At 61.8% G+C, this 14,134-nt stretch carries 6 protein-coding genes; 4 read left to right on the forward strand and 2 right to left on the reverse strand.

Going from position 1 to position 14,134, the window contains the following annotated elements; all coding sequences use genetic code 11:
* Positions 1 to 79: 79 nt before the first annotated feature.
* The gene (locus tag AB4P97_RS26870; protein WP_395601829.1) at positions 80 to 2,653 is read right to left on the reverse strand and encodes a hypothetical protein; all 2,574 of its coding nucleotides are present in this window, start codon (positions 2,651 to 2,653) and stop codon (positions 80 to 82) included.
* 94 nt (positions 2,654 to 2,747) lie between these two features.
* Positions 2,748 to 4,535 carry a hypothetical protein gene (locus AB4P97_RS26875; protein WP_395601830.1) on the reverse strand — a complete coding sequence of 596 codons (1,788 nt, stop codon included), beginning with the start codon at positions 4,533 to 4,535 and terminating at the stop codon, positions 2,748 to 2,750.
* Between the two features lie 221 nt (positions 4,536 to 4,756).
* Between AB4P97_RS26875 and AB4P97_RS26880 the strand changes: the two genes are divergently transcribed.
* The 4 genes from AB4P97_RS26880 (at position 4,757) to AB4P97_RS26895 (ending at position 14,087) form a co-directional block, all read left to right on the forward strand.
* Positions 4,757 to 7,069: a YgiQ family radical SAM protein gene (locus AB4P97_RS26880; RefSeq protein WP_395601831.1), complete on the forward strand. Its 2,313-nt coding sequence runs from the start codon at positions 4,757 to 4,759 to the stop codon at positions 7,067 to 7,069.
* 277 nt (positions 7,070 to 7,346) lie between these two features.
* The gene (locus AB4P97_RS26885; RefSeq protein ID WP_395601832.1) at positions 7,347 to 10,622 is read left to right on the forward strand and encodes a DUF2126 domain-containing protein; all 3,276 of its coding nucleotides are present in this window, start codon (positions 7,347 to 7,349) and stop codon (positions 10,620 to 10,622) included.
* Between the two features lie 88 nt (positions 10,623 to 10,710).
* Positions 10,711 to 13,197: a circularly permuted type 2 ATP-grasp protein gene (locus AB4P97_RS26890; RefSeq protein ID WP_395601833.1), complete on the forward strand. Its 2,487-nt coding sequence runs from the start codon at positions 10,711 to 10,713 to the stop codon at positions 13,195 to 13,197.
* Entirely contained in the window at positions 13,197 to 14,087 is an 891-nt protein-coding gene (locus AB4P97_RS26895) for a transglutaminase N-terminal domain-containing protein (RefSeq protein WP_395601834.1), read from the forward strand. Before AB4P97_RS26890 ends, AB4P97_RS26895 begins: the two co-directional genes overlap by 1 nt.
* Positions 14,088 to 14,134 lie beyond the last annotated feature (47 nt).

The following is a 14,134-nucleotide window of genomic DNA, read 5'->3' on the forward strand; positions in this document are numbered from 1 at the left end:
TCCTTGAGTGGTGGCTCCATCAGCCCTGCGGGTACAAGGGCTGATGGGGGAAGGTGTGCTGGCGGGGACGGGCGAGTCATCACTGCGCAACATCGAAAATCTTCTGCGCGGTCCTGCTGTCGATTGCTTCACGCCAGATCGGGACGTGCACCCGCCCGGCCTGTTGATCCCGGCGTTGGGAGGCCAGACCCGAACCGCTCTGTTCGAGGGTTTTCAGGTGGCCGCCCTGAACGGTGAAATCACCGGCGGCGCTGTCTGCCTTTGCGTAATGAAAATGTGCATGCCAGAGCGGTTCGCCAGTGCGCCTGTCATTGAGCGAATAGATATCCAGATAGTGTTTGTTGCTGCCCTTGCCCCGTTCGAGCCGGGTGTGGGTCTTCATGGCGACAATCTGGTTCTGGCCGAGCAGGTAAGCCACTCGGCTGGCACTCAGGAACGACTTGTCCTTGTAGAGCCGCACGCGGATGTCTTCACCTTCCTGGCGCAGTCGCTGGCTGTTCTGACGCAACTGGCTAATGAGCACAGCGATCTCTTCGTCGGCCGCATTCGGCTGTCGTTCCAGTTGTAACGCGACGTCATCGAGCTGCTCGGCTTTTGCGCCGAGAAACTCCACGATGTTGCTGGCATTGCGCCTGGCTTTTTCATCCTGTCTGGCGCTCCTAAGGTGGGCTTCGCATTGCCCCATTCGCTCATTGGCCAGCGCCATCAGCGTGGGCAACGCCATGTCCGGAGGCGGTGCCTGTCGGCGCCATTCGCCATCGCGGCGCTCGTACGTCTGCCAGACCTGCTCGACACTGCCGGGGTCTGTGACATCAATCACTTCTTCGCCTGAAGCGGTGCGTCGGGGAAGGCCGACACTGATTTTGTAAACGTCGTGGTGGCGGGCCCGAAACAGGCGCCGGCGTGCAGGTGCCGGCCCGGCGTTTTCCTGATTGGGCACGAAGTCAAAGTCGATGACCTCGTCCTGCGCCGGCATCGCCAGAGTGGTCAGCTGTTCGCGGTGATAGCGACTTGCCCGCGTTTCCAGGGTCTCCTCAAATGATTGCATGACCTCGATGATTTGCCGGCGGACACCGGCCTCGGCAGAATCCGGCGCGAACGCGAGGTTTTCGTATGAGGCCTTGATCGCGGCGGTCTGGTCTAGCAGGCCGGTGATGATCGCCAGTCGCGCCTGTTGCGGAACGCTGTCGATGTCATGGAACGCCGAGGCCGTTTCAATATACGAGCGTGCCCATTGCGCCAACGCTGATTGGCTATCGCCGGGGTCGCTGCTGAGCAGTCGGCTGCGGGCCTCGACCCAACCGGAGGTAATCACCTGCAAGTCCATCGAATGCGTCGTGGGCAGGGCGGTTTCGAGCGCCGAAGAGCGTGACTGTCTGAGAATGTCGTCGACCAGTTGCTGACGGATCTGCAGGATCTCGCGTTTTTTCCACAGGTGCTCGGCAATGGCCTCGTACATTGCGCGCGTGCCGCGCAAATCACCCAGCTCGATGAGCTTGCGCCGGTCGCTGGCGCCAATCAGACGGTCACAATTGTCGACGCTCAGCACGCGCAATTCATGCAGTTCGTTCCTGAAAATGCCTTCCGGTTTGACCCGGCTGATCCAGTACTGCTCGTTTACATACCGGCCGATGTAGGCCTTGAGCAGGTCCAGCTCTTGCCGAAGACGCACCTCCAGCATTGCCAGTGCGCCTCTTTCACCTTGGCTGCCCTGCTCCTGAGCGCGCCAGTTGTCGGTTGCCTCTGAGCGTTTTTCACCGGCTGCCTGCACAAGCAATCCTTCGGTTTCGAGAGCGAGTGTCTTGTCGACAAGTTGCTGGTGCATGGCTTGGCCTCGGTGCACGCGCTGCATCCCGCCTGCGCCATGGATGCTGGTGCCGACCCACCCACGCCGGGCATCCAACACGATCGGCTCCGAGCGGCCAGGCCGCGTGCTGAAGTAGACATTGTTTTCATCATGGGCCACGGCGTCCCCGGCGCGCACGATACGCATCACCTGGGTGTCGGGTGTTGAGGCATCGGTGTCATGCAGAACCTGATAAGCGCGAGTACGAATGACGGCGTAGAGCTTGCCGGCAAAGCGGTAGAGGCCGTCGCTGCCGGGTTCGATACCGGTGAAGTCCAGGTCACAGCGAAAAGCTTCGAGGCGGGTATCGGACAGGTCATGGGGCGCCTGAGGTCGATCTTCCTGCCAGTATCGGCCATCGGCATCGGGCACCAGTCGCGGCCCCGACGGTACGCGCTCGCTTGATCGCGTGGCCCGATACCCACCCGTTTCCGGGTCCGCCGCAACCTGCACGAAGCGGCCGTTCGCCAGGGTCACGTACTGGCGCCCTTCGATCGTGCGCACCCCCTGAACATCGGGCTCCGGTAAGCCCGGGGGCAGCGCGATCCAGAAGTCCTCCAGCGTCGGCGCCGCCGTTTGCGCCGCAAGGCCAGTGTGCGCAGGCAAGGCACTGACCTGCACGGCCGGTGCCGGGGTGATTGCGTCGATGTCGCCGCCCACGCGCGTGGGCGCTGCCGTACCGTGATGTGCGTGAAAGGTGCCGCCAGCGGGATCAATCCGCGCCACGCCATCAGCCCCCGAGGTACTTGTTTTCGCGGGTTTTACTGCAGTGGGCCCGGCCGGGCCCTTGGGTGTTTTGCCGATCATGAATACTCATCCTTGAGCAATCGTCGAGCAGCCCTGTCAGGCAGGGCTGCTGCAAGTCCAGTGAATGTTTGGTTCCGCCATGGAACCTCGCGCCCTACGGTTGCCGAGGGGGCAGTGGCGCGGCGATTTCACTCAGCAGAGTCTGCGGCTGTGCTTCGGTGAAGCCGGCGATGCGCAGGCGGACCAGATACAAGCGCAATTTTTCGAGGGTGGCGGTGGAGAGCGGATTGCCGCGGACATAAATCTTGTTGCTCAGCCTTCCCGAGCTCACCAGCCGTTCTTGCGGGGGCGAGATAATCGAGTCGGCAATTTCGGTAAGTTGGTTGGACCGCAGATCGAGAATTTCAAGAAACGCTGCCTCGTTCACACCCTCCGGCCAATGCTTCAGCCCTGTGCGCGCCAGTCCGAGTTTTCGCAGAAACAGCAGGCGACTGAGGTCGAGCCTCTCCTTGATCAGGTTGTCGTTCAGCACCACCACCTCCAGTGTCAAGGGCAGCGGTGAGCTGTACTTGTCGATGGTAATCCGGTTTTTCTCAAGGTTCAGGTGGGTCAGACCGTGCATTTCACGCAGGTCGTAGGGCAGGTCGATCAGTTCATTTCTCGACAGGTCGAGGCTGGTGATGTGTTTGAAAGGCTTGAGGTGCGTGGCAAGAATCAATTTGTTGTTGCTCAGATCCAGGGCGGTCACATGACGGAAGTCGATGCCGTCCAGAGAGGGCAGGTTGGTCAGGCCCAGACCGCTCAGATCAAGTTTTTCGCCCGGCAGCGGGCCGGCGGCGGCCAGATGCAGAATCACCTTCTTTTTCCAGCAATCGATAACTCGTTGACGGGCGACAGCCTGGTCGCCGTGGTGCCAGAACGATAACTGGTGCTGCAAGGTGCTCAGTTCCCGCTCGTACTGCGCCAGGCGCGTCGGTGTATCCACGCCCATGTTCTGCAGCATTGCGTTGATCTGGTTCTCGTCCAGGAAGGGGAATAGCGCGCGCACGCGGCGCTGCGGTGACAGCAGCGCGCGCAACCTTTCGCTGTAGGAGTCCGGGATGAACCACGGTCTGGGTGTCTCGGCGCGGTACAGGCCACCGACACCCGGCACATCCGCTTCGATCCAGCCGTGCCGAGGGTCGAAAACCACCGGCTCCGAGCGGCCCGGTCGAGTGCCCACGTAGACATTGTCGGCATCGCCAGCGACGGGGTCCTGGGCGCGAACGATGCGCCAGACCGGCGTGGTCGGTGTAGACACTTCAAGGTCACGCACGACTTGATAGCCGTGGCTGCGGATCAGGGCGTAAAGCCTGCCGTCAAAACGGTGCAGGCCATCGGCGTCGGGCGCGATGCCGGTGAAATCGATCTCGCTGCGAAAGGCCTCCAGGCGACTGTCGCTCAGGTGCCGCGGTGATGCTTCGTGGCGAGGGACTTCGCGCCAGTACTGGCCGTCGGCGTCGGGTTGCAGGAGTGGGCCGGACGGCGTGCGCTCGCTCGAGTGCCTGGCCCGGTAGAACCCGGTTTCAGGATCCATCGCGATCTGCACGATGTGTTTATCGGGCAGTGTGACGTAGGTGCGCCCCTTGATGATGCGTGCACCTTGATCTGGGGAGTCGTCCCACCCCGGCGGCGTCACCCGGTAATCTTCCAGGCCACGCGATAGCGGGGGCAGCGTCGCGTTCAGCGGCGACTGCATGGCGCTCACCTGTACGGTGGGCGCGGGCATGATGGCGTCAGGGTCGACGCCATCAGGGCGGGTGATCGCAGGTCGATGGGGCAGGACCGCAGGATGAACCGTAGGGATGTCGATGCGCGGATGACCATCAGGTCCCGGCGCGCCGGTTTTCGGTAACGTTGTCGTGGTGGCGCCGCTGGCGCCCTTGCTGGTCTTGCCGATCATGAGTACTCATCCTTGAGTCGTTGTCATGTTCGCCCCGCAATAATGCAAGGCTTGAATATCGTGATTGCATGGCCGGTACGCTTGCCCCGGCAGGGGAGTGGGCGTCCGACGGCCTCTGTGATGCAGGGATGAAGAGAAACCGACCATTGCCGTCGGAATTGGTTAAATTTTGTGCTATATTCCGCGACCGCGATTTTTCATCTCAACACCGGTCGTCCGACATGCAAGCAGCCAAGCCGTTATTTGACTATCCAAAATATTGGGCCGAATGTTTCGGGCCAGCGCCATTCCTGCCGATGAGCAGGGAGGAGATGGATCAGCTTGGCTGGGATTCCTGCGACATCATCATTGTTACGGGAGATGCCTACGTCGATCATCCGTCGTTCGGCATGGCAATCATCGGCCGGCTGCTGGAGTCGCAAGGCTTCCGCGTCGGGATCATTGCCCAACCGAACTGGCAGTTCAAAGACGACTTCATGAAGCTCGGCGAGCCGAACCTGTTCTTCGGCGTCGCGGCCGGTAACATGGACTCGATGATCAACCGCTACACCGCCGACAAGAAAATCCGTTCCGATGACGCCTACACCCCGGGCGGCATGGCCGGCAAGCGTCCGGATCGCGCCAGTCTGGTCTACAGCCAGCGCTGCAAGGAAGCCTACAAGAACGTACCGATCGTGCTCGGCGGCATCGAAGCTTCGCTGCGCCGCATCGCGCACTACGACTACTGGCAGGATCGCGTGCGCAACTCGATCCTGATCGACGCCTGCGCCGACATCCTCCTGTACGGCAATGCCGAGCGGGCGATTGTCGAAGTCGCCCAGCGTCTGTCCTACGGTCACAAGATTGAAGACATCACTGATGTGCGCGGCACCGCGTTCATCCGTCGTGACACGCCTGCGGGCTGGTACGAAGTCGATTCCACGCGCATTGACCGTCCGGGCAAGGTCGACAAGATCATCAACCCGTACGTGAACACCCAGGACACCCAGGCCTGCGCCATCGAGCAGGAGAAGGGGCCGGTCGATGATCCGGAAGAAGCCAAGGTCGTGCAGATTCTGGCCAGCCCGCGCATGACCCGCGACAAGACCGTGATCCGTCTGCCGTCGATGGAAAAAGTGCGTGGCGATGCGGTGCTGTACGCCCACGCCAACCGCGTGCTGCATTTGGAAACCAACCCGGGCAACGCCCGTGCGCTGGTGCAGAAGCATGGCGAAGTCGACGTCTGGTTCAATCCGCCACCGATTCCGATGACCACTGAAGAAATGGACTACGTGTTCGGCATGCCTTACGCACGTGTCCCGCATCCTGCGTACGGCAAGGAAAAAATCCCGGCCTACGACATGATCCGTTTCTCGGTGAACATCATGCGTGGCTGCTTCGGCGGCTGCACCTTCTGCTCGATCACCGAGCACGAAGGCCGGATCATCCAGAACCGTTCCGAAGAGTCGATCATTCGCGAAATCGAAGAGATCCGCGACAAGGTGCCAGGCTTCACCGGCGTCATTTCCGACCTCGGCGGCCCGACCGCGAACATGTACCGCATCGCCTGCAAGACGCCGGAAATCGAATCCGCGTGCCGCAAGCCGTCCTGCGTGTTTCCGGGGATCTGCCCGAACCTGAACACCGACCATTCCTCGCTGATCCAGTTGTACCGTAGCGCCCGTGCGTTGCCGGGTGTGAAGAAGATCCTGATCGCTTCCGGCCTGCGTTATGACCTCGCGGTCGAGTCGCCGGAGTACGTCAAGGAGCTGGTGACCCACCATGTGGGTGGCTATCTGAAGATCGCCCCGGAACACACCGAGGAAGGTCCGCTCAACCAGATGATGAAACCGGGCATTGGCAGCTATGACAAGTTCAAGCGCATGTTCGAGAAGTACACCAAGGAAGCAGGCAAAGAGCAGTACCTGATTCCGTACTTCATCGCCGCGCACCCGGGCACCACCGACGAAGACATGATGAACCTGGCCCTGTGGCTCAAGGGCAATGGCTTCCGTGCCGACCAGGTGCAGGCGTTCTACCCGTCGCCGATGGCCACCGCCACCGCGATGTACCACTCGGGCAAGAACCCGCTGCGCAAGGTCAGCTACAAGAGTGACAGCGTGACCATCGTCAAGAGCGAAGAGCAACGTCGTCTGCACAAGGCGTTCCTGCGTTATCACGATCCGAAAGGCTGGCCGATGCTGCGTGAAGCGCTGCAACGCATGGGCCGTAGCGATCTGATCGGGCCGGGCAAGGATCAATTGATTCCGTTGCATCAGCCGTCTACCGACACCTACCAGAGCGCTCGTCGCAAGAACTCGACGCCGGCTGGCAGCCATAAAGTGGCGAAGGAAGGTAAAGAGAAGACCACCAAGATTCTCACTCAGCACACCGGCCTGCCGCCGCGTGCCAGTGATGGCGGCAATCCGTGGGACAAGCGTGAACAGGCCAAGGCTGCGGCGTTCGCCCGTAACCAGCAGGCTGCCAAGGAGCGCAAGGACGCGGCTAAAGGCAAAGGGCCGAAGCCGACACGCAAACCGGTCGTGCCACGCTAAACAGAACGCCAACCTTCGGGTTGGCGTTTTTTTTGAGTCAAAAGATCGCAGCCTGCGGCAGCTCCTACAGTGGGATTCGCGTTTCCCTGTAGGAGCTGCCGCAGGCTGCGATCTTTTGATCTTCGCCACAATTAGGCGCAACTTCGCCAAACCATTTCCCCGCATCGCCCGATTTTGGTGCTGTACTGCCCTGAGCATTCCGCAAAAGCGCCCAAGCCTGTGCATGGCATAAGTCTTGCGCGCTTTCGAATACGCTTAGGCTCGCAGGAGGCACGCCGTGTCGATTCATGTCGCATTGCATCACGTCACGCATTACCGCTACGACCGCGCTGTCGAACTCGGCCCGCAGATCGTTCGCCTGCGTCCGGCTGCCCACAGCCGCACGCGGATTCTTTCGTATGCGCTGAAAGTCTCGCCCGAGCAGCACTTCATCAACTGGCAGCAGGACCCCCAGGGCAATTACCTCGCCCGGCTGGTGTTCCCGGAGAAAACCGACGAACTGCGCATTGAAGTCGACCTGCTGGCGGAAATGGCGGTGTTCAACCCGTTCGACTTCTTTCTCGAACCCTACGCCGAGAAAATCCCCTTCGCCTATGCCGCCGATGAGCGCAAGGAGTTGGCGCCTTACCTCGAAACCCTGCCGCTGACGCCGTCATTCAAAGCCTATCTGGACGGCATCGATCGCACGCCGCTGCCCGCTGTGGATTTTCTGGTCGCGATCAATCAGCGTCTGAGCCAAGACATCAACTACCTGATTCGCATGGAGCCGGGCGTGCAAACCCCGGAGCACACCCTCGAACACGCCTCTGGATCGTGCCGCGACTCGGCATGGCTGCTGGTGCAATTGCTGCGCAACCTCGGACTTGCGGCGCGGTTTGTCTCCGGTTACCTGATTCAACTGACCGCCGACGTGAAAAGCCTCGACGGACCATCCGGCACCGAGATCGATTTCACCGACCTGCATGCCTGGTGCGAAGTGTATTTGCCGGGCGCCGGCTGGATCGGCCTCGACGCCACGTCAGGGCTGTTCGCCGGTGAAGGACACATTCCGTTGGCCTGTAGTCCCGATCCGTCCTCGGCGGCACCGATCAGCGGCATGGTCGAGCCTTGCGAAACCCGGTTCAGCCATGAAATGTCCGTGGAGCGGATTTGGGAGGCGCCACGGGTCACCAAGCCCTACACCGACGAGCAGTGGCTGGCGATTCAGGCGCTGGGCCGGCAGATCGACGCCGACCTGCTGGAGGGCGACGTACGCCTGACCATGGGCGGCGAGCCGACCTTCGTCTCCATCGACGACCCGGACGGCGCCGAATGGAACACCGCCGCCCTCGGCGAAGACAAGCGTCGGCTCTCAGCCGAGCTGTTCCAGCGCATGCGTAAACATTACGCGCCGCAGGGGCTGGTGCATTTCGGCCAGGGCAAGTGGTATCCCGGCGAACAGCTGCCGCGCTGGTCGCTCAATTGCTATTGGCGCCGCGACGGCGTGCCGATCTGGCGCAACAACGCGTTGATCGCCGATGAACAGCAGGATTACGCCGCCGATGGCGAACTGGCCGGACGCTTTCTGGCCAGTGTTGCCGAACGCCTGAAACTGCCTGCGCGGTTTGTGTTCCCGGCCTACGAGGACAATTTCTATTACCTGTGGCGTGAGGGCACTTTGCCGAGCAACGTCAGCGCCGAAGATTCGCGACTGGAAGAACCGCTGGAGCGTGCGCGGCTGCGCAAAGTCTTCAGTCAGGGACTCGACAAGGTCATCGGCCAGGTGCTGCCGCTGGCGCGCACCGCCAAGGGCGATCAATGGCAGAGCGGGCGTTGGTATCTGCGCGACGAGCATTGCCGTCTGGTGCCGGGCGACTCGCCGCTGGGCTATCGTTTGCCGTTGGGCGCGCAGCCTTGGGTAAAAGCGGCCGAGTATCCGTTTATCCATCCGCAGGACCCGAACCAGGACTTCCCCGAGCTACCGCAGACTGCGCAACTCAACAGTCACGGCGAACCGGCCTCTGCTGACGAACGCCAACCGAAAATCGACGAATCCGCCGACTGGCTGACCCGCACCGCGTTCTGCGCCGAAGCCCGTGAGGGCCGTTTGTACCTGTTCATGCCGCCGCTGGAGCGGGTCGAGGATTATCTGGAGTTGGTCGCAGCCATCGAAGCCACCGCTGAAGAGCTGCGCTGCCCGGTGCTGCTGGAAGGCTACGAGCCGCCCGGCGATCCGCGCCTGAGCAACTTCCGTATCACCCCGGACCCTGGCGTGATCGAGGTCAACGTGCAGCCGTCGGCGACCTGGGACGAGTTGGTCGAGCGCACCGAGTTTCTTTATGAAGAGGCGCGGCAAACCCGCCTGACCACTGAAAAGTTCATGATCGACGGGCGCCATACCGGCACTGGCGGCGGCAACCACTTTGTCCTCGGTGGCGCGACGCCGGCGGACTCACCGTTTCTGCGCCGTCCGGATCTGCTGCGCAGCCTGATCAGTTACTGGCACAACCATCCGTCGCTTTCCTATCTGTTTTCCGGCTTGTTCATCGGTCCGACCTCGCAGGCACCGCGCGTCGATGAAGCGCGTAACGACGCCTTGTATGAACTGGAAATCGCCTTCGCGCAGATGCCGGAGCCGGGCGAAGCGTGCGCACCGTGGCTGGTCGATCGACTGCTGCGCAACTTGCTGATCGACGTCACCGGCAACACCCACCGCGCAGAATTCTGCATCGACAAACTCTATTCGCCGGACGGCGCTACCGGGCGCCTCGGCTTGCTGGAGCTGCGCGCCTTTGAAATGCCGCCGCACGCGCGCATGAGTCTGGCCCAGCAATTGTTGTTGCGGGCACTGGTCGCACGTTTCTGGCGCGAGCCTTATGCGCCGTCGAAACTGGCGCGCTGGGGCACCGAACTGCACGATCGGTTCATGTTGCCGCACTTCATCGAACAGGATTTCGCCGACGTTATCGTTGAACTCAACAGTGCCGGTTATCCGCTGCGGGCCGAGTGGTTCGCGGCGCATCTGGAATTTCGTTTTTCCAAGGTTGGCGATTACGCGGTCAACGGTATCGAACTGGAGCTGCGTCAGGCCCTTGAACCGTGGCATGTGCTGGGTGAAGAGGGCACGGCGGGCGGCACGGTACGTTACGTCGATTCATCCCTGGAGCGCTTGCAGGTCAAGCTCAAAGGCCTGCCACCGCAACGCTACCTGCTGACCTGCAACGGCATCGCGGTGCCATTGCATCCGACCGGGCGAGTCGGCGAGTTTGTCGCCGGCGTGCGTTACCGCGCCTGGCAACCGGCCAACTGCCTGCAACCGACCATCCCCGTGCACGCGCCGCTGGTGTTCGACCTGCTCGATACGTGGATGGCGCGCTCTCTGGGCGGCTGTCAGTACCACGTTGCGCATCCGGGCGGGCGCAATTACGAATCGCTGCCGGTCAACGCCAACGAAGCGGAGAGCCGGCGCATGGCGCGTTTCTTCCGGGTGGGACACACCCCGGGGAAACTTCCTATACCCAATGTGGAAATAAACGACGAGCTACCGATGACAATCGATTTACGCCGTTTCTGAATCGCACACAGCGCCCGGATTTTTCGTCTATCCGGGCGTCATGTGCCTGCGTTAGTCTGACCTTTCCCTGCTGTCTGCCGAGCTTTCCATGCCTGACCTGCTAGACCGCTACCCGCTGACGGCGGGCACTTATCACGAACTGCTGGATGCCAGCGGTGCGGTGCGCCCGCATTGGCAGCGGCTGTTCGACCAACTGCAGCGCAGCACCCCGGCGCAACTGGTGCAGCGTCAGGCGTTGCTCGCGCGGCAGATTCAGGAAAATGGCGTCACCTATAACGTCTATGCCGATCCCAAAGGCGCGGATCGGCCGTGGGAACTGGATTTGCTGCCGCATGTGATTGCGGCGGATGAGTGGCAGCAATTGTCGGCCGGGATCGCTCAGCGAGCACGACTGCTCAATGCCGTGCTGGCCGATTTGTATGGGCCTCAGCGCTTGATCAGCGAAGGCTTGCTGCCGGCGGAACTGGTTTTTGGTCACAACAATTTTCTGTGGCCGTGTCAGGGCATTGTGCCGCCGGACAGTGCTTTTCTGCATCTGTTTGCCGTGGATCTGGCGCGCACGCCGGACGGGCGCTGGTGGGTGACGGCAGATCGCACGCAGGCACCCTCGGGTGCCGGTTACGCCTTGGAAAACCGCACCATTTTGTCCCGCGCCTTCCCCGAGTTGTACCGTGATCTGAAGGTGCAGCATCTGGCCGGCTTCTTTCGCACGTTGCAGGAAACACTTGCTCGACAGGCGCCCACTGATGACGAGGCGCCGCTGGTGGTGTTGCTGACGCCGGGGCGGTTCAACGAAAGCTATTTCGAACACCTCTATCTGGCGCGTCAGCTCGGTTATCCATTGGTGGAGGGCGGTGATCTGACGGTGCGTGATGCCACGGTCTACCTGAAAACCCTCAGCGGCCTGCGCCGGGTGCACGCGATAATGCGGCGGCTCGACGACGACTTCTGCGATCCACTGGAGCTGCGCACGGACTCGGCGCTTGGCGTCCCCGGCCTGCTTGAGGCGGTGCGGCAGGGGCGGGTGCTGGTCGCCAACGCGCTGGGCAGCGGCGTGTTGGAGTCGCCGGGTTTGCTGGGTTTTCTACCGAGGATCAACCAATTCCTGTTCGGCGAAGAGTTGATCCTGCCCTCCATTGCAACCTGGTGGTGTGGTGAGGCGCCGGTGCTGGCGCAGGCGCTGGAAAAACTGCCTGAATTGTTGATCAAACCGGCCTTTCCTTCACAAAGCTTCGCGCCGGTATTCGGCCGCGATCTGAGTGAAAAGCAGCGCCAATCCCTCGCTGAGCGCATGCAGGCGCGTCCTTACGCCTATGTTGCGCAAGAGTTGGCCCAGCTCTCCCAGGCGCCAATCTGGCAAGCCGAAGACGGCCAGTTGCAACCTCGAGCGATCGGTATGCGTGTGTACGCGACGGCCAGCGGTGATGGCTATCGAGTGCTGCCGGGCGGGCTGACCCGAGTGGCGGCCGAGGCTGACGCCGAAGTGGTGTCGATGCAGCGCGGCGGGGCGAGCAAGGACACCTGGGTGCTGGGTGATCGTCCGCCGAGCGGCGAACAGTGGAAGACCCAGCGCAACGTCGGTGTTCACGATCTGGTCAGGCGTGATCCTTATCTGCCGTCGCGGGTGGTGGAAAACCTGTTCTGGTTCGGTCGTTACTGCGAGCGCTGCGACGACAGTGCGCGGCTTCTGCGCATCATGCTCGCGCGGTATGTCGACGGCGACGACCCGCAAGCGCTGCAAGCCGCGGTCGATCTCGGCGAGCGACTGTCACTGTTGCCGGACGAAGGTGAACTGCCGGAGCGTTTGCTGGCCGCGCTGCTCAGCGAAGACTGGTCGTTCAGCCTGCGCTCCAACCTGCAACGCTTGCAGTGGGCGGCTTCGCAGGTGCGCGGCAAACTCTCCCGGGAAAACTGGCAGGCGCTGGTCGAGTTGCAGCGTGAAGCGTTGGAGCTGGAGACCGACGAGCCGGATTTTGGCGAGTTGCTGGACTTTCTCAACCGTCTGGTGATGTCGCTGGCGGCGCTGTCAGGGTTTGCCCTGGACGACATGACCCGTGACGAAGGCTGGCGCTTCCTGATGATCGGTCGGCGTATCGAACGGCTGCAATTTCTCAGCAGCAGTCTGGCGGGGTTTCTGCGTGGCGCCGGTGCGTTCGATCAGGCCGGGCTTGAGTGGTTGCTGGAGCTGGGCAATAGCAGCATCACTTACCGCTCACGTTATCTGGCGGTGGCGCAGTTGATTCCGGTGCTCGACCTGTTGCTGCTCGATGAACAGAACCCGCATGCGGTGTTGTTCCAGCTGAAACTGGTGACTCGTACGTTGAAACGCCTGAACGATGATTTCGGCGTGCCACGGGAGGCCGGATTGTCGCAACTGGTCGAACGTCTGGCACGATTTGATCTGGGCTGCCTGGAGAATCCATTGTTCGGAGCATCCAGCGTGCGCTCGGCGCTCGATGGTCTGGCGGATCTGCTGCAAGAGATCGCCGAAGCCAGTGGGCAAGTCTCGGATCGACTGGCCCTGCGCCATTTCGCCCATGTCGATGATGTCAGCCAGCGCACGGTGTCCGTCTGATGAGCGCGCATTACCAGATCTTCCACGACACCTGTTATCACTACGACAGCCCGGTTTCCCTGGCCCAGCAATTGGCGCACCTGTGGCCGCGCGAGTGCAGTTGGCAGCGCTGCACGCAACGACAATTGCTGATCAGCCCGCAACCATCGACACGGCGCGATGAGCTGGATGTGTTCGGCAATCCGTTGACGCGGCTGGCGTTCGAGCGACCGCACGATGAGTTGCAGGTCAACGCCCGGCTCACCGTTGAAGTGCTGGCGCGACCGTCGCTCGATTTCAATCAGTCTCCGGCGTGGGAGCTGACACGCAATGCACTGACCTACAGCAGCCAGCCGCTGCCCTCCGATCTGCTTGAGGCTTGCCGTTACCGTTTCCAGTCACCGTACGTGCATTTGAAACGCAGTTTCGTCGAGTTCTCGCAAAGCTGTTTTCCACCCGGGCAGCCGTTACTGTTGGGCGTGCAGGCCCTGATGCAGAAGATTTTCAGCGAATTCACCTTTGATGCCGAAGCCACCCAGGTGGCGACGCCGCTCGTGGAAGTGCTTGAGCGCCGTCGTGGGGTCTGTCAGGACTTCGCGCATCTGATGCTGGCCTGCTTGCGCTCAAGAGGCCTGGCGGCACGTTATATCAGCGGCTATCTGTTGACTCGGCCACCACCGGGGCAGCCACGATTGATCGGCGCCGATGCGTCGCATGCCTGGGTATCGGTGTTTTGCCCGGTGCTGGGCTGGGTGGATTTCGATCCGACCAACAATGTGCAGCCGGCGCTGGAGCACATCACTTTGGCGTGGGGACGGGATTTTTCCGATGTGTCGCCGTTGCGCGGGGTGATTCTGGGCGGGGGGAGCCATGATCCGGAAGTGCGGGTCACGGTGATGCCAGTCGAGTGACACAATCCCTGTGGGAGCGGGTTCTCGTGTGGTGTTCGGATGCGGAG

Origin of the sequence: Pseudomonas sp. A1230 (genome assembly GCF_044218825.1) — a bacterium.
In the GTDB taxonomy this organism is placed as follows: Bacteria; Pseudomonadota; Gammaproteobacteria; order Pseudomonadales; family Pseudomonadaceae; genus Aquipseudomonas; species Aquipseudomonas iridis.

Excerpts from the sequence above, each read along its gene's own strand:
- AB4P97_RS26890 (WP_395601833.1), top strand. The coding sequence starts at position 10,711 with ATGCCTGACCTGCTAGACCGCTACCCGCTGACGGCGGGCACTTATCAC.
- AB4P97_RS26895 (WP_395601834.1), top strand. The coding sequence starts at position 13,197 with ATGAGCGCGCATTACCAGATCTTCCACGACACCTGTTATCACTACGAC.
- AB4P97_RS26875 (WP_395601830.1), bottom strand. The coding sequence starts at position 4,535 with ATGATCGGCAAGACCAGCAAGGGCGCCAGCGGCGCCACCACGACAACG.
- AB4P97_RS26870 (WP_395601829.1), bottom strand. The coding sequence starts at position 2,653 with ATGATCGGCAAAACACCCAAGGGCCCGGCCGGGCCCACTGCAGTAAAA.
- AB4P97_RS26880 (WP_395601831.1), top strand. The coding sequence starts at position 4,757 with ATGCAAGCAGCCAAGCCGTTATTTGACTATCCAAAATATTGGGCCGAA.